15 protein-coding genes are annotated in these 16479 nt (G+C 65.7%); 11 read left to right on the top strand and 4 right to left on the bottom strand.

The genetic code is table 11. The features are described from left to right. Window positions 1–186: 186 nt before the first annotated feature. The 6 genes from rpsM to AB839_RS19055 all read left to right on the top strand — a co-directional run bounded on the left by rpsM (window position 187) and on the right by AB839_RS19055 (window position 3886). The gene (rpsM, locus tag AB839_RS19080; protein ID WP_004154500.1) at window positions 187–543 is read left to right on the top strand and encodes a 30S ribosomal protein S13; all 357 of its coding nucleotides are present in this window, start codon (window positions 187–189) and stop codon (window positions 541–543) included. Window positions 544–554: 11 nt separating this feature from the next. Beyond that, window positions 555–944: a 30S ribosomal protein S11 gene (gene rpsK / locus AB839_RS19075; RefSeq protein ID WP_004145443.1), complete on the top strand. Its 390-nt coding sequence runs from the start codon at window positions 555–557 to the stop codon at window positions 942–944. A gap of 15 nt (window positions 945–959) precedes the next feature. Continuing rightward, window positions 960–1589: a 30S ribosomal protein S4 gene (rpsD, locus tag AB839_RS19070; RefSeq protein ID WP_004145446.1), complete on the top strand. Its 630-nt coding sequence runs from the start codon at window positions 960–962 to the stop codon at window positions 1587–1589. Between the two features lie 55 nt (window positions 1590–1644). Beyond that, window positions 1645–2643 carry a DNA-directed RNA polymerase subunit alpha gene (gene rpoA / locus AB839_RS19065; RefSeq protein ID WP_005408216.1) on the top strand — a complete coding sequence of 333 codons (999 nt, stop codon included), beginning with the start codon at window positions 1645–1647 and terminating at the stop codon, window positions 2641–2643. 190 nt (window positions 2644–2833) lie between these two features. After that, entirely contained in the window at window positions 2834–3217 is a 384-nt protein-coding gene (gene rplQ, locus AB839_RS19060) for a 50S ribosomal protein L17 (protein ID WP_005408217.1), read from the top strand. A 162-nt stretch (window positions 3218–3379) separates the two neighbouring features. Then, window positions 3380–3886, top strand: a complete 507-nt coding sequence (locus AB839_RS19055; RefSeq protein ID WP_061480557.1) for a disulfide bond formation protein B — start codon at window positions 3380–3382, stop codon at window positions 3884–3886. Between the two features lie 64 nt (window positions 3887–3950). Here the strand turns inward: AB839_RS19055 and AB839_RS19050 are convergent, their stop codons facing one another. Further along, window positions 3951–6077: a TonB-dependent receptor gene (locus AB839_RS19050; protein WP_061480556.1), complete on the bottom strand. Its 2127-nt coding sequence runs from the start codon at window positions 6075–6077 to the stop codon at window positions 3951–3953. A gap of 221 nt (window positions 6078–6298) precedes the next feature. On the opposite strand from AB839_RS19050, the gene AB839_RS19045 reads away from it, so the two are divergent. Continuing rightward, on the top strand, window positions 6299–7690 hold the full coding sequence (locus tag AB839_RS19045) for a 3-deoxy-7-phosphoheptulonate synthase class II (RefSeq protein WP_061480555.1): 1392 nt from the start codon (window positions 6299–6301) through the stop codon (window positions 7688–7690). A 736-nt stretch (window positions 7691–8426) separates the two neighbouring features. Beyond that, window positions 8427–9614, top strand: coding sequence for a mechanosensitive ion channel family protein (locus tag AB839_RS19040; protein WP_342668052.1), 1188 nt, complete (start codon window positions 8427–8429; stop codon window positions 9612–9614). A 72-nt stretch (window positions 9615–9686) separates the two neighbouring features. Here the strand turns inward: AB839_RS19040 and AB839_RS19035 are convergent, their stop codons facing one another. From AB839_RS19035 to typA, 3 genes are read right to left on the bottom strand one after another with little or no spacing between them, the layout of a single operon-like run. Continuing rightward, the gene (locus tag AB839_RS19035; protein ID WP_061480554.1) at window positions 9687–11309 is read right to left on the bottom strand and encodes an amidase; all 1623 of its coding nucleotides are present in this window, start codon (window positions 11307–11309) and stop codon (window positions 9687–9689) included. A gap of 41 nt (window positions 11310–11350) precedes the next feature. Beyond that, window positions 11351–11818: a DUF2127 domain-containing protein gene (locus AB839_RS19030; protein ID WP_061480553.1), complete on the bottom strand. Its 468-nt coding sequence runs from the start codon at window positions 11816–11818 to the stop codon at window positions 11351–11353. A gap of 11 nt (window positions 11819–11829) precedes the next feature. Continuing rightward, on the bottom strand, window positions 11830–13677 hold the full coding sequence (gene typA, locus AB839_RS19025; RefSeq protein ID WP_061480552.1) for a translational GTPase TypA: 1848 nt from the start codon (window positions 13675–13677) through the stop codon (window positions 11830–11832). A 271-nt stretch (window positions 13678–13948) separates the two neighbouring features. On the opposite strand from typA, the gene AB839_RS19020 reads away from it, so the two are divergent. The 3 genes from AB839_RS19020 to AB839_RS19010 all read left to right on the top strand — a co-directional run bounded on the left by AB839_RS19020 (window position 13949) and on the right by AB839_RS19010 (window position 16289). Continuing rightward, a complete protein-coding gene (locus AB839_RS19020) occupies window positions 13949–14440 on the top strand; it encodes a peptidylprolyl isomerase (protein ID WP_005408225.1) in 492 nt (163 codons plus the stop codon). A 118-nt stretch (window positions 14441–14558) separates the two neighbouring features. Beyond that, window positions 14559–15545 carry a malate dehydrogenase gene (locus AB839_RS19015; protein ID WP_005415428.1) on the top strand — a complete coding sequence of 329 codons (987 nt, stop codon included), beginning with the start codon at window positions 14559–14561 and terminating at the stop codon, window positions 15543–15545. A 129-nt stretch (window positions 15546–15674) separates the two neighbouring features. Then, on the top strand, window positions 15675–16289 hold the full coding sequence (locus tag AB839_RS19010) for an RluA family pseudouridine synthase (protein ID WP_061480551.1): 615 nt from the start codon (window positions 15675–15677) through the stop codon (window positions 16287–16289). Window positions 16290–16479 lie beyond the last annotated feature (190 nt).

Genomic DNA, 16479 nt, shown 5'->3' with positions numbered 1-16479 from the left:
CCAACCCCATCCGGCGCCGGAGCCTGGGCACACTCCCCAGGCCGGGTTCATGAAACCAATGGTTTCACGGGCTTCCATGTAAACCGGAACCTTGTTAGTATCGCTAGTTCACTTTTTTGATCCATCCTGCCGGATTGGCGTGCCCGAGGCGCGCTGTCGGCCATCACTCAGCTGGAGAACCGCGTCATGGCGCGTATTGCAGGCGTCAACCTGCCAGCCCAGAAGCACGTCTGGGTCGGGTTGCAAAGCATTTACGGCATCGGCCGTACCCGTTCGAAGAAGGTCTGCGAAGTCGCAGGCGTTGCTTCGACCACCAAGATCCGCGATCTGTCGGAGCCGGAAATCGAGCGCCTGCGCGCCGAAGTCGGCAAGTACATCGTGGAAGGCGATCTGCGCCGTGAGATCGGCATCGCGATCAAGCGCCTGATGGACCTGGGCTGCTACCGCGGCCTGCGTCACCGTCGTGGCCTCCCGCTGCGTGGCCAGCGCACCCGTACCAACGCCCGCACCCGCAAGGGTCCGCGCAAGGCGATCAAGAAGTAAGGGACTGAGAAATGGCTAAGCCCGCTGCTAAGACCAAGAAGAAGATCAAGCGCGTCGTCACCGACGGCGTTGCCCACGTCCACGCTTCGTTCAACAACACCATCGTCACCATCACCGATCGCCAGGGCAATGCTCTGTCGTGGGCGACCTCCGGTGGCGCTGGCTTCCGCGGTTCGCGCAAGTCGACCCCGTTCGCTGCCCAGGTGGCTGCTGAAAAGGCCGGTCGTGCTGCGCTGGACTACGGCGTGAAGTCGCTGGAAGTCCGCATCAAGGGCCCGGGTCCGGGCCGTGAGTCGGCCGTGCGTTCGCTGAACAACGTCGGCTACAAGATCACCAACATCATCGACGTGACGCCCATCCCGCACAACGGGTGCCGTCCGCCGAAGAAGCGTCGCGTCTAAAGGGAGCGATAAGAAATGGCTCGTTATATCGGTCCTACCTGTAAGCTCGCCCGCCGCGAAGGCGCCGACCTGTCCCTGAAGAGCCCGGCGCGTGCGCTGGACTCCAAGTGCAAGCTGGAGCAGAAGCCCGGCCAGCACGGCGCCACTGCCCGCAAGGGCAAGCTGTCCGACTACGCCACCCAGCTGCGTGAAAAGCAGAAGGTCAAGCGTATCTACGGCCTGCTGGAGCGTCAGTTCCGCAACTACTACAAGAAGGCCTCGACCAAGAAGGGCAACACCGGCGAGAACCTGCTGCAGCTGCTGGAAACCCGCCTGGACAACGTCGTCTACCGCATGGGCTTCGCCGTGACCCGTCCGGCTGCCCGTCAGCTGGTGTCGCACCGCGGCGTCACCGTGAATGGCAAGTCGGTCAACCTGGCTTCGTACCAGGTCAAGGCTGGCGACGCCATCGCTCTGTCCGAAAAGGCTGCCAAGCAGCTGCGCGTCCAGGAAGCCCTGACCGTCGCCGCCCAGCATGACCTGAGCCCGTCGTGGGTTGAAGTGGATTCCGGCAAGTTCACCGGCATCTTCAAGGCTGTTCCGGATCGTTCGGATCTGCCTGCGGACATCAACGAAGCGCTGATCGTCGAGCTGTATTCGAAGTAATTCACATTGGAGAGCCCCCGGCGACGGCCGGGGGTTCACTAGGAGAACCCGCAACATGACGGTTACCGCCAACCAGGTTCTGCGTCCTCGCGGTCCGCAGATCGAACGCCTTACCGACACCCGTGCAAAGGTCGTTATCGAACCTTTGGAGCGGGGTTACGGGCATACGCTGGGCAACGCCCTGCGTCGCGTGCTGCTGTCGTCCATCCCGGGCTTCGCCATCACGGAAGTCGAAATCGACGGCGTGTTGCATGAGTACACCACGGTCGAAGGTCTGCAGGAGGACGTGCTCGAAGTCCTGCTCAACCTGAAGGACGTGGCCATCCGTATGCACTCCGGCGACAGCGCCACCCTGTCCCTGTCCAAGCAGGGCCCGGGCGTTGTCACCGCTGCCGACATCAAGGTCGACCACAATGTGGAGATCCTGAACGGCGACCATGTGATCTGCCACCTGACCAAGGACACGGCAATCAACATGCGTCTGAAGATCGAACGTGGTTTCGGCTACCAGCCGGCTGCCGCGCGTCGTCGTCCGGACGAAGAAACCCGTGCCATCGGCCGCCTGGTCCTGGATGCCTCGTTCTCGCCGGTCCGCCGTGTCGCCTATGCCGTGGAAGCGGCGCGTGTCGAACAGCGCACCGACCTGGACAAGCTGGTCATCGATATCGAGACCAACGGCACCATCGACGCCGAGGAAGCCGTGCGCACCGCCGCCGACATCCTCAGCGACCAGCTGTCGGTGTTCGGTGACTTCACCCACCGCGACCGCGGTGCGGCCAAGCCGGCCAACAACGGCGTGGATCCGGTGCTGCTGCGCCCGATCGACGATCTGGAGCTGACCGTGCGTTCGGCCAACTGCCTGAAGGCTGAAAGCATCTACTACATCGGCGATCTGATCCAGAAGACCGAAGTGGAGCTGCTGAAGACCCCGAACCTGGGCAAGAAGTCGCTCACCGAGATCAAGGAAGTGCTGGCTCAGCGCGGCCTGTCGCTCGGCATGAAGCTGGAGAACTGGCCGCCGGCCGGCGTCGCCAGCCACGGCATGCTGGGCTGATATCGGCAATGCCTGAAGGCTCCACCGTTCGCGGTGGGGCCTTCAACGCAACACAACATGCCACGACGAACCCCAGGTTCGCGGGCAGGTCGTCCAGGACGGGCGGCCAGGACCATCCGCAGTCCGCGCAGCAACGCCAGGATGGCGACAACGATCCGCACAGCCTCATCATTAACCAAGGAATATCACCATGCGTCACCAGAAGTCTGGCCGTAAGTTCAGCCGCACCAGCGCCCACCGCGAAGCGATGTTCAAGAACATGGCCGCCTCGCTGTTCAAGCACGAGCTGATCAAGACCACCCTGCCGAAGGCCAAGGAACTGCGCCGCGTTGCCGAGCCGCTGATCACCCTGGCCAAGGTCGACTCCGTCGCCAACCGCCGTCTGGCCTTCGCCCGCCTGCGCGACAACGAAGCCGTGGGCAACCTGTTCACCATCCTGGGCCCGCGCTACGCGAACCGTCCGGGCGGCTACCTGCGCCTGCTGAAGTGCGGCTTCCGCGCTGGCGACAACGCGCCGATGGCCTACGTCGAGCTGGTTGACCGTCCGGTCGTGGCCGAGGAAGTGGCCGAGTAATCGGACCGCTCCAACGCGACACAGCGAAAGCCCGGCCTCTGCCGGGCTTTTGCGTTTCTGCGGGATCTGACCCGCACCGTTCCGACAGGCGTCACCTGTGGCGGTTCGAATGGCGCGCACTCTCGGTTACGCTTGGCGCCTTGATCCATTCGAGCGTTGACGATGAATCCACTGCGCTGGCCCTTCCGCGCCCAGTTCCTTCTGGGCTTCCTGATCTGCGCGGGCCTGCTGGGCTACGCGATCTTCCTGCAGCTGAAGATGGGCCTGGAGCCGTGTCCGCTGTGCATCTTCCAGCGGCTGGCGTTCGCCGCGCTGGGCCTGCTGTTCCTGATCGGTGCACTGCACGGGCCCTGCAACCGTCCTGGCCGGGCAACCTACGGCGTGCTCGCCTTCATTGCCGCCGCGGTCGGCGTAGGCATCGCTGCGCGCCACGTCTACGTGCAGATGCTGCCACCGGAGATGGGGGCGACCTGCGGCCCGCCGCTGAGCTTCCTGCGCGAGACCATGGGGCCGCTGGAAGTGTTCCGCACGGTGCTGACCGGTACCGGCAACTGCGGCAATATCGACTGGACGTTCCTGGGCCTGACCATGCCGATGTGGTCGGGCGTGTGGTTCGTGCTGCTGGCGCTGTGGGCGCTGGTGGTGTCGCTGCGCAAGGTCAAGCGCTGAACTAAGGCGGGGTCGGAGCCCTCTCCTGCGGAAAGGGGGTCCGACCCCAGGCACCCTGGCGTCCTCAGAAATCCTGCTGCAGGCTCAGGTAGGCGCCACGGCGCGGTCCCCACTGCGGGGCGAACACGCCGACGCCACCGCCATCGCGCAGTTGGTAGCTGCGGTCCAATGCATTGATGACCGCCAGCTGCACATGCAGCGGATGGCCGCTGTCGGCATTGAAGTCATGCCCGGCGCTGAGGTTCACCTGCAGGTAGGACGGCAGCTCGCCGCCGTTGGGCACGCCCTCGATGTCCGAACGCAGGCCGCTACCGAACACGTAGTTGGCGCCGACCCGGTTGTGGCCGGCGAAGGCGTAGCTGAAGCCGCCCGATGAGGTCAGCTTCTGGTCGTGGTCGAGGTGGATCCAATGGTTGGCCACATAGGCCAGCGCGTCCGGATCGAGGTTGTACTGGCCGGTGATGACCTGGGTACCGATGGCCTTGTTGAACGCCGCGTTGACGTAGGCGCTGAACGGACCGTCGCTGTAGTCGGCACTGAACTCCAGGCCATGGATATGGCCGCGGCGGTAGTTGAACGTCGAATAGATGTAGGCGGCACCGAACTGGCCTTCGTCCTGCAGGCGTGCGACGCGTCGGTCATAGGCATCCAGGCCCAGGGTCAGGTGTTCGCCCACCTGCTGCGACACGCCGATGTCGTAGTAGTCGCTGCGCTCGGCCAGTGGCGTGTTGTTGCCGCCGCTCGGCTGCTGGTTGGTGGTGCCGTCGTACAGCGCGATATCGCTGCTGGCGATCAGCTCACTGGCCGGTGGCGTGAAGTAGCGCGAATAGCCGGCATGCACGGTGGTGCTGTCGCTGGCATTCCAGGCCACGCCCACGCGGGGGCTGAGCTGGCCCTCGGTGTGGCCAAAGGCCTTGTAGCGATCTCCGCGCAGGCCGTAGTTGACGGTCCAGTCGTCGCCGATCTTCCATTCATCCTGCACGTACAACGCCTGCGTGCTGGCATGGAAGGCACTGTGGTCAGGTATCAGCAGCGGCGTGGTGCTGGACTGCTGGCCGGCGTCATCGACCGGGAACACCCAGCTGCTGTTGCTGGCCCGCGCGTTCTCGTAGTTGCCATACAGGCCATAGCGCAGCGTGTGGTCGCTGCCCAGTGGGGTGGAGAAATCGGCCTGCAGCGTGTTGGCGCGGTTGCTGCGCTGCACCTGCGAGGCGACGCCACTGAATACCAGGTCGCCGATGACATCCGGGTTGAACGCCACATCGCTGTAGCGCTGCCCGGCAGACAGTTGGTAGGCGGTGCTGCCCAGCGCGCCCTGCAGCACCAGCATGCCGAAGCGGGTGGTCTCGCGCTGGGTTTCATCCAGCTGGCTGGAGTCGAAGGTGGTGGTGTCCAGGTAACCGAACTGCGGGGTCTGCCCGGGGTTGACCGGGATCTGGAAGCGATTGTTGGCGAAGCCGGCGAACACGCTCAGGCGCGTGTTCTCGTTGACCAGGTAGGTGAGGTCAGCGAACGCTTTGCCCTGGTGGGTGTCGTCGTGCAGCGGCTTGCGCGAGCGGGTCGGGTTCTCCAGGCCAACCTCGTTCTGGTCGTAGTTGCCGGTCAGGAACCAGCTCCATCGCCCCTGGTTGCCCCACCACGAGGCATTCGGATTGATCTTGCCGAACGAGCCTGCGGTCAGACCGGCGCTGCCGCCATTGCCAAGCTCGGCGCCATTGCGGGTGCTGATGTCGACCACTGCAGCGGTGCGCTCGCCGAACTGCGCCGGCAGCGCGCCATCCATCAGGCGGATGCTCTTGATGGTGCGTGCATCCAGTGTCTGGCCGAAGCCGGAGATCGATTCGGGCAGCAGCACGCCATTGATGCGGTACTGCAGATTGGCGTGGTCGCCGCGCACGTGCACGCCGCCATAGGAATCCTGGACCACGCCCGGGGCCTGCAGCAGTACCTGGCTGAGCGGCGCGGAGGCACCCAGCGGCTGCTTCTGGATGTCCTCGGCGGTGATCTGGTACTGGCTGCTGCCGATGTCCGGCGACAGCGCGTTGCGGGCCTGGTCGAGCTGGGCGTGGACGGTGACTGCGTCCAGATCCTTGACGGAGGAAGAGGTGTCGTCGGTCGTTGCGGCGAAGGCGGGCAGGCTGGCCAAGGCCAGGGCGAAGGCAATGCCGGTAGCGAGGGGTGAGGGCTTCATGGTGAGAGAGGGGGCGGCTGGGTGTGGAAGGGGCCGGTCCATGACGTGGAAGTGTTACTCCGTAACAGATCATGCGCCTGTCCCGTGCGGCTGGCCATGCTGGATCTGGCTGCTGGCGTTGGCCTTTCCCTGCCGTTCAGGTGGCCGGGGCGGCGGGGATGGGCCTTTGCGTCGGCGGCTGGCTCTGCGACCATGACCGCCCCCCACCCCGGAAGTCTGCAATGAGCCTGTCCGCCGTTCCGCCCGTCTCCGATCCCGCCGCGACCACCGCTGGCGCTGCCTGGTCGCCGGAGAGCTGGCGTGGCAAGACCGCGCTGCAGATGCCGACCTATCCGGACCCGGTGGCATTGGACGCCGCTCTGCACGAGCTGAAGCGGCTGCCGCCGCTGGTCACCTCGTGGGAGATCCTGGCGTTGAAGCAGCAGCTGGCCGAGGCCCAGGAAGGCAAGCGCTTCCTGCTGCAGGGCGGCGACTGCGCCGAGAACTTCAGCGACTGCGAATCGGGCACCATCTCCAACCGCCTGAAGGTACTGCTGCAGATGAGCCTGGTGCTGGTGCACGGCCTGCGCCAGCCGGTGATCCGCGTGGGCCGCTTCGCTGGCCAGTACGCCAAGCCGCGCTCGGCCGACACCGAGACCCGCGACGGCGTGACCCTGCCCAGCTACCGCGGTGATGTGATCAACGCACCGGCGTTCACCGAAGCGGCGCGCCTGCCGGACCCGAAGCGGATGCTGCAGGCCCACGCGCATTCGGCGATGACGATGAACTTCGTGCGTGCGCTGATCGACGGCGGTTTCGCCGACCTGCACCACCCCGAATACTGGAACCTGGAGTGGGTAAGCCACTCGCCGCTGGCGGCCGAGTACCAGAAGATGGTGGCCTCGATCGGCGATGCGGTGCACTTCATGGAGACCCTGGCCGGGGCCCGCGTGCACAACCTCAACCGCATCGACTTCTACACGTCGCACGAAGCGCTGCTGCTGCCCTACGAGCAGGCGTTGACCCGCCAGGTGCCGCGCCAGCAGGGCTGGTTGAACCTGAGCACGCATTACCCGTGGATCGGCATGCGCACGGCCGCGCTCGATGGCGCGCACGTGGAGTACCTGCGTGGCGTGCGCAATCCGATTGCGATCAAGGTGGGCCCGTCGGTGACGCCGGACCAGCTGCTGCGCCTGATCGATGTGCTCAACCCACATGACGAGCCGGGCCGCCTGAGCTTCATCCACCGGATGGGCGCAACGCAGATCGCAGAGAAACTGCCGCCGCTGCTGGACGCGGTCAAGCGTGATGGTCGCCGCGTGCTGTGGGTGTGCGATGCGATGCATGGCAATACCGAAAGCACCGCCAACGGTTTCAAGACACGCCGCTTCGACAACGTGCGTGGCGAGGTGGAGATGTCATTCGATCTGCATGCGGCCGCCGGTACGCGCCTGGGCGGTGTGCATCTGGAACTGACCGGCGAGGACGTGACCGAGTGCATCGGCGGCGCGCGCGAACTGACCGAGCGCGACCTGGAGCGCGCGTATCGTTCAACGGTGGACCCGCGGTTGAACTACGAGCAGTCGCTGGAGATCGCGATGGCGATCGTGCGCAAGCAGGAGCAAGTGCGGTAAGGGGTTTTCGGCAGGGCTTGCAGCCCTGCACCTGCTGCAATCAACGGCAACGGCAAAAGCCGAAGCGGCATTCCGTGGGGTGGCGGGGTGGCGTGGGTGGTCAGGACACGCCGTAAACCCATCCATGGCGCCAACGGTCCTGCCCACCCACACCGCCCCGCCTCTGACAGATGTCGTGCGCTGTTGGTGGGTGCCGACCGTTGGTCGGCACATCTGTCAGATATCGAATGAATCATCCACGCATGGCGTGGATCCACTGGTAATGGCGGCTGTTGGTAGGTGTCGACTTGGGTCGACACGATTTTTCTGTCAGATATCAATATTGAAAATGGGGTAGGAGCCCGTTGCGCAGCAACGGGATCTGACCCCGTGCCGACCAACGGTCGGCACCCACCAACAGCCGCGGGAACTGTCGAAGGCGGGGTGGGTCCGGTTGCGGGGGCGTGAGCCGCATGGATGCGGCGACCGAGCTTACATGGGTGAGGGCGCTTCGCTTGCGAAGCACTGCTTCGCAAGCGCCCGAACGCGCAGCCGCCAGCGGCTGGGCCGGGCCCCGGAGGGGTACTTGCAGCGCCCCCCGCAACCGGACCCACCCCGCCATCCCACAGGAAACCCGCTTCTGCTTCGGCTGTTGCTGTTGCCGTTGCTGTCGCTTCGGCTTCTGGGCAGGTGCAGGGCTGCAAGCCCTGCCCACCAACACCCTGCTTACGAACGGCTGACGTGACGCTCATGCCCCATGCGCGAGGCTGTCTGCTTGGCTGTTCGAGTGGAGGTGGCAACGGTGCACTGGCAAAGCGCACAGGCCTACGCATGGCCGTTGGGATTGGCAGCAGTAGTGGGTGGCATCGGCGCGTGGCTGATCCTGTGGATCTACCACCGGCTGAAAGGGCGTGATCGGCGGCGCGCGCGCATCGGGCGTGTGCTCGGGCTGCCAATGGCCACCGCATGGCCGCTGCTGCTGTTGATCCCTGCACTGCAGGCCACGCCGCTGCAGGATCCCCTTCTGGGCAACCTGCAACGGGTGCTGCATATCGCACTGACCGCCTGCTTCATCTGGCTGCTGGTACGCGCAGTGGCAGCGGGTGAGCGGGCCATCCTGCGCAGCCATCCCATCGATGTCTCCGATAATCTGGAAGCGCGCCGCATCCAGACCCAGACGCGGGTGCTCAGCCGTGTGCTGATGGGCGGCATCATCGTGCTGGGTGCTTCGCTGGTGCTGTTGACCTTTCCCATGGTGCAGAAGATCGGCACCGCGCTGCTGGCCTCGGCGGGCCTCATCGGCCTGGTGGCCGGTATCGCCGCAAAGCCGGTGTTCGGCAACCTGATCGCCGGCCTGCAGATTGCAGTGACCCAGCCGATCCGACTGGACGATGTAGTGATCGTCGAGGGCGAGTGGGGACGCATCGAGGAGATCGGCAGCAGCTACGTGGTGGTACGTATCTGGGACGAGCGGAGGATGGTGGTGCCGCTGACCTGGTTCATCGAGAACCCCTTCCAGAACTGGACCCGGCGCAGCGCCGATCTGCTCGGTACGGCGTTTCTGTGGCTGGACTATCGTGCCCCGATCGCGGCGATCCGCGCCGAGCTGGAGCGCATCTGCCAGGGCGAGGCATTGTGGGATGGCCGGGTCTGCGTGACCCAGGTGACCGAAACCAGCGAGCGTGCGATCCAGGTGCGGCTGCTGGTGAGTGCGCGCAGCTCCGGCGACGCGTTCGACCTGCGTTGCCTGGTACGCGAGCGCATGCTCGATTTCCTCGCGCGTGAGCATCCGCAGTCGCTGCCGCAGCTGCGTGCGCGGCTGCAGCATGCTGACGAGCTGGACATGCCGCGTGGTCCACGTGCACGTACTGCAGATGTGCGTTCGCCGGGGGCTGAAGACGGTGAGGCGGCAATCGTGCCAGCGGAGCCCGACCAGCCGCTGTAGAGCCGAGCCATGCTCGGCTGCTTTCGATTTTCCGTTGAAGCCGAGCGTGGGCTCGGCTCTACAGAAACACGATCACGGCTCGCCGGCGTCGATCAGCGTGTCGGTATCGAAGTGCGGCGGGCGCCGTGCGCGCGTGCGCTGCTCGTAGGCGTAGGCCATCTCGATCAGCTTCGGCTCGCTCCAGGCGGTGCCCATGAACAGCAGGCCGACCGGCAGGCCATCGATCTGGCCCATCGGCACGCTGAGGCTGGGATAGCCGGCGACGGCGGCGGCACTGTAGCTCTCGCCGGGGAAGTCGTCGCCTTCGCTGCGGATCGGCCACGCAACGCCGGTGGTCGGCGCGACCAGGGCGTCGAGCTGGTGGGCGGCGAGGGCGGCATCGATGCCTTCCGGGCCCGCCAACCTGCGCGCATCGCTGCGTGCGCGGATATAGGCGGGGTCAGCCAGGCCGGCGGTAGCGTCGGCTTCCACCAGCAGTTCCTGGCCGAACAGGCCCAGTTCCTGCTTGCTGTGCGCCTGGTTGAAGGCGATCAATTCGGCCAGGCTGTGCAGGGGAGCGCGGTGGGCGCTGAAGTAACGCTCCAGCCCGGCCTTGAACTCGTACAGCAGCACCTTGCGTTCGGCGTCGGCCCAGGCGCCCTGGTTGGGCAGCTCCACCGGCACCAGGACGGCACCGGCCCGACGCAGCTCGGTGGCGGCGTGTTCGATCAGTGGCGGCATGCCGCGGTATTTCAGCAGCGGCGTCTGCAGCAGGCCGATGCGCTTGCCACGCAGTCCCTGCGGATCCAGCCGCGCGGTGTAGTCGTACACCGCACGGCCGGGCATGGTTGCGGTGGCCGGGTCGGCATCATCGCGGCCGGCAATTGCGGTCAGTACGGCGGCAGCGTCGGCGACGCTGCGTGTCATCGGCCCCGCAGTGTCCTGGCTGAAGGAAATCGGGATGATCCCATCGCGGCTGACCAGGCCAACGGTCGGCTTGAGGCCGACGATGCCATTGATCGCCGCAGGGCAGACGATGCTGCCGTCGGTTTCGGTGCCGATCGCCACGCTGGCCAGGTTGGCGGCGACCGCTACCGCGCTGCCGCTGCTGGAGCCGCAAGGCGAGTGGCTGAGGCGATAGGGATTGCGGGTCTGGCCACCGCGCGCGCTCCAGCCGGACACCGAATCGTTGCCGCGGAAATTGGCCCATTCGCTGAGATTGGTCTTGCCCAGCACCACGGCCCCGGCCTCGCGCAGGCGCCGCACCAGATACGCATCGTCAGGGCGGAACCCCTGCAGGGCCAGAGAGCCGGCACTGGTGGCCATCGGCGCAGCGTTGATGTTGTCCTTCAGCAGTACCGGGATGCCGTGCAGCGGGCCCCGCAGGCGTCCATCGCGGCGCTCGCGGTCGCGCGCCGCGGCTTCCTTCAGGGCATCGGGGTTGAGCTCGATCACCGCGCGCAGGCGGGGCCCGGCCCGATCCAGGGCGGCGATGCGCTGCAGGTAGGCCTGGGTCAGGGTGGTGCTGTCCAGTTCACCGGCGGTCATCCGCGCCTGCAGGTCGGCAACATCGGTTTCAGCGTACGGGAACGGCACGTTGCGGCTCGCAGGTTCGGCCGCATGCGCGCTGGGCGTGGCCGGGCTGCAGCCAGCCGAAAGCAGCGCAGGCAGCGCGGCGAGCAGGCAGGTCAGCAGAGGCGGCAAGGACGGGCGCATGGGGCGGCTTGGTCGGCTCCAATCCCCAGTGTAGCCGGTGGTCAGCGGTGGCGCTTGCGCAGGTCGCGGGCGAGAACGTAGACCACGATCAGGTTGATCGCCAGGATCGTCCACGACGGCCAGCCGGGGTGGCGGATGATCGCGAAGATGTCGAAGGGCAGGTACAGCGAGGCAGTCAGGCAGCCCAGCCAGGAGGCCCAGGCCTTGGCCCGCCACAGGCCCCAGGCTTCGACCAGGTGCAGCAGGCCGTAGCCGATCATCCCTGCCGCGGCCAGGTGGACCGCGTCGGGGTTGATCATATGCAGCAGCGAGGGCAGGGTGCCATGGTCCGGATCCAGGCTGAAACGCCGGATCAGGACCATGATGCCGTGCCGAAGCGGCTGCGGTCCGAGCACTTCCAGCCCGGTGGCGGCCAACAGCGCCAGCATCGCCTTGCTCGCTTCGAGCAGGGCGATGACGTGCAGACCCGGATGCCGGTGTGGATCCGGGTTGTAGCCGCTCTGGTTCACGGGGTGCTGGCTCAGCCGCCGCGCGAAGCCTTCTTGCGGTCGCTCTCAGTCAGGAACTTCTTGCGCAGGCGGATCTCCTTCGGGGTGATCTCGACCAGCTCGTCGTCTTCGATGAAGTCCAAGGCCTGTTCCAGCGAGTACTTGATCGCCGGGGTCAGCTGGATCGCGTCGTCCTTGCCGGAAGCGCGCATGTTGGTCAGCGGCTTGGTCTTGATCGCGTTGACGGTCAGGTCGTTGTCCTTGGAGTGGATGCCGACCAGCTGACCTTCATACACGTTGTCGCCTTCGGCAGCGAAGAGCTTGCCGCGTTCCTGCAGCGGGCCCAGCGAGTAGGCCGGGGTGACGCCCGGCGCATTGGCGATCATCACGCCGTTGATGCGCTTGGCGATGGCGCCCTGTTCCTTCGGGCCGTAGTGGTCGAACACATGGAACAGCAGGCCCGAACCCTGGGTCAGGGTCTTGAACTCGTTCTGGAAGCCGATCAGGCCACGGGCCGGGATCTGGTACTCCAGGCGCACGCGGCCCTTGCCGTCCGATTCCATGTTCTTCAACTGGCCCTTGCGGGTGCCCAGCTTTTCCATCACGCCGCCCTGGTGCACTTCCTCGATGTCCACCACCAGCTGCTCGATCGGCTCCATCAGCTGGCCGTCGATTTCCTTGATGATCACTTCCGGGCGCGACACGGCCAGCTCGTAGCCTTCGCGGCGCATGTTCTCGATCAGCACCGACAGGTGCAGTTCGCCACGGCCGGAGACCAGGAACTTGTCGGCGTCTTCCAGCTGCTCGACCTTCAGGGCCACGTTGTGGACCTTTTCACGGTCCAGGCGGTCCTTGATCTGGCGGCTGGTCAGGAACTTGCCACCGGACAGGTCCTTGTTGCCGGCGAACGGCGAATTGTTCACCTGGAAGGTCATCGAGATGGTCGGCTCGTCGACGGTCAGCGCAGGCAGGGCTTCCGGGAAGTCCGGTGCGCAGATGGTGTCGGAGATGGTCAGCTCCTGGATGCCGGAGATGGCCACGATGTCGCCGGCCTCGGCCGAATCCTGCTCGATGCGCTCCAGGCCCATGAAGCCCAGCACCTGCAGCACCTTGCCGTTGCGCTTCTTGCCTTCACGGTCGATGACCGCGACCTGCATGTTCTTCTTCAGGGTGCCGCGCTGGATGCGGCCGATGCCGATCACGCCCACGAAGTTGTTGTAGTCCAGCTGGCTGATGCGCATCTGGAACGGGCCTTCCGGGTCCACTTCCGGCTTCGGCGCGTGCTGCATGATCGCTTCGTACAGCGGGGTCATGTCGCCGTCGCGCACGGTGTCTTCCAGGCCCGCGTAGCCGTTAAGGCCCGAGGCGTAGACGATCGGGAAGTCCAGCTGCTCGTTGGTGGCACCGAGCTTGTCGAACAGGTCGAAGACCTGGTCGATCACCCACTCCGGACGGGCGCCCGGACGGTCGACCTTGTTGACCACGACGATCGGCTTGAAGCCCATCGCGAAGGCCTTCTGGGTCACGAAGCGGGTCTGCGGCATCGGGCCGTCCATCGCATCGACCAGGATCAGCACGGTGTCGACCATCGACAGCACGCGCTCGACCTCACCGCCGAAGTCGGCGTGGCCGGGGGTGTCGACGATGTTGATCCGGTTCTTGATGCCGGTCTTCTTGTCTTCCCAGGTGATGGCGGTGTTCTTGGCCAGGATGGTGATGCCGCGTTCCTTTTCCTGGTCGTTGCTGTCCATCACGCGCTCGGCGAGGACGGTGCGCTCGGACAGGGTGCCGGACTGCTTCAGCAGCTGGTCGACCAGGGTGGTCTTGCCATGGTCGACGTGGGCGACGATGGCGATGTTGCGAAGATTTTCGATGGACATACGAAAGGGGGCCAGTCGGCGCCGGATTTGGAAAAAGAAGTCCAACATTATACGTCGAACTTGACGATTCGCGAAAAGATGGATTTCACGCCGGCCAAACGGCCCATTCAGCTGGCTGTCCACCGCTTCGGCCGAGGTCGCCAGGACGGCCCCTCGGCTCACCTTCCCCTGGCTGAAGGCGGGGGCTCCACCGATGGTCGAAGGCACCGCCGCCACGAGGCAGGTGTAAACTAGGTGGCTAGACGCATTCCCCTTTGCACCAAGGATCTTCATGTCCCTCATCGCCACTTTCGACACCACCCAGGGCCCGATCAAGGTCGAGCTGTTCGCCGACAAGGCGCCGCTGACCGTGGCCAACTTCGTGAACCTGGTCAAGCACGGCTTCTATGACGGCCTGATCTTCCACCGCGTGATCGCCGACTTCATGATCCAGGGCGGCTGCCCGCAGGGTCGTGGCACCGGCGGCCCGGGCTACAAGTTCGAAGACGAGAAGAATGGCGTGAAGCACGAGGTCGGCTCGCTGTCGATGGCCAACGCCGGCCCGAACACCAACGGCAGCCAGTTCTTCATCACCCACATCAAGACCGATTGGCTGGACGGCCGCCACACCGTCTTCGGCAAGGTCCTGGAAGGCCAGGCCATCGTCGATTCGGTCAAGCAGGGCGACGTGATCCATTCGATCACCCTGGAAGGCGACGTCGACGCCGTGCTGGCCGCCCAGGCCGACCGCGTCGCGGAGTGGAACAAGCACCTCGCCGCCTGACCCCCTTTCGAAACGGCCACCCACGGGTGGCCGTTTCCCTGTTCCCCGCCGCCCGCCCGGCCTGCGTGGCCATGCCCGCGGCGCCCCATCAAACGCTTGCAAGCAAGAGGAAACCCCCATGAAAGCACCCGTTCGTGTTGCCGTGACCGGCGCCGCCGGCCAGATCGGTTATGCCCTGCTGTTCCGCATCGCCTCCGGCGAAATGCTGGGCAAGGACCAGCCGGTCATCCTGCAGCTGCTGGAACTGCCGGTCGACAAGGCCCAGGCCGCCCTGAAGGGCGTGATGATGGAGCTGGAAGACTGCGCGTTCCCGCTGCTGGCCGGCATGGTTGGCACCGATGACGCCGAAGTCGCGTTCAAGGACGCCGACATCGCCCTGCTGGTCGGCGCACGTCCGCGTGGCCCGGGCATGGAGCGCAAGGACCTGCTGCTGGAGAACGCCAAGATCTTCACCGCCCAGGGCGCCGCGCTGAACAAGGTCGCCAGCCGTGACGTGAAGGTGCTGGTGGTCGGCAACCCGGCCAACACCAATGCCTACATCGCGATGAAGTCGGCTCCGGACCTGAAGCCGGAGAACTTCACCGCCATGCTGCGCCTGGACCACAACCGCGCGCTGAGCCAGCTGTCGGCCAAGCTGGGCAAGCCGGTCGGTGGCATGGAGAAGCTGGTGGTGTGGGGCAACCACAGCCCGACCATGTACCCGGACTACCGTTTCGCCACCGCCGACGGCGCCTCGATCGCCGATGCGATCAACGACCAGGAGTGGAACGCCAACACGTTCATCCCGACCGTCGGCAAGCGCGGCGCGGCGATCATCGAAGCCCGTGGCTCGTCCTCGGCCGCTTCGGCCGCCAATGCCGCCATCGACCACGTGCGTGACTGGGTGCTGGGCAGCAACGGCAAGTGGGTCACCATGGGCGTGCCGTCCGACGGTTCCTACGGCATTCCGGAAGGCGTGATCTTCGGTTTCGCGGTGACCACCGAGAACGGCAAGTACACCCTGGTCAAGGATCTGCCGATCGACGACTTCAGCCAGAAGTACATCGACAAGACCCTGGCCGAGCTGGAAGAAGAGCGCGCCGGCGTCGCCCACCTGCTGGGCTGATGCAGGCGGTACCGGCCACGGCCGGTACCTCCACCGCGATGGTGGGTACCGACCGTTGGTCGGTACGCTCACCGCAGAAGACGGGGAGGCTTCGGCTTCCCCGTTCTCATTTGGAATTCCTGGAACCGCATGATCCACCTGCACTACATCGACGACGCGCTGCTGGTGGCTGAAAAGCCCGCCGGCCTGCTGTCCGTGCCCGGCCGCAGCGCCGAGAACCAGGACTGCGTCGTCGCGCGCCTGCAGGCGCTGTACCCGGATGCGTTGACCGTGCACCGCCTGGACCAGGTGACTTCCGGGCTGCTGCTGCATGCGCGTGGCAAGGACATGCAGGCGGCGTTGTCGATGCAGTTCGAGCAGCGCCGGGTTGGCAAGCGGTATGAAGCGGTGGTGCAGGGGCTGCTCGAGGGTGATTCCGGTGAAGTGGACCTGCCGTTGATCGTGGACTGGCCGAACCGGCCGAAGCAGAGGGTCGATCAGGAACGCGGCAAGCCGGCGCTGACGCGCTGGCGCGTAATGGCGCGTGAGGTGGAAGCGCAGCGTACCCGCGTGGAGCTGGAACCGATCACCGGCCGCAGCCATCAGCTGCGCCTGCACACGGCCAGCCTCGGCCATCCCATCGTCGGTGATGTCCTGTATGGCGCGGCACCGGCGCAACGCGTGCACCTGCATGCGCGCAGCCTGCGGTTCACCCATCCGGTGACGGGCGAAACACTCGCGTTCGAGTCCGCGACTCCGTTCTAGGGGGCCGGCAGGGCTTGCAGCCCTGCACCCGCAGAATCAACGTCAACGTCAAAAGCGGGCTATCCGTGGGTTGGCGGGACGGTGTCGGAGTGCGGGGACGCCGCAAGTACGTCCGTGTAGGCTTGGCAGCCGCTTGCTCGTGTGCGCTTTCCTGCGCACACGGCAAGACCGGGGTTGGGCGTCCTGCCCA

Origin of the sequence: Stenotrophomonas sp. DDT-1 (assembly GCF_001580555.1) — a bacterium.
Taxonomy (GTDB): Bacteria; Pseudomonadota; Gammaproteobacteria; order Xanthomonadales; family Xanthomonadaceae; genus Stenotrophomonas; species Stenotrophomonas sepilia.
The sequence above is the reverse complement of the archived record's forward strand: the minus strand, read 5'-3'. Positions and strand labels throughout refer to the sequence as shown.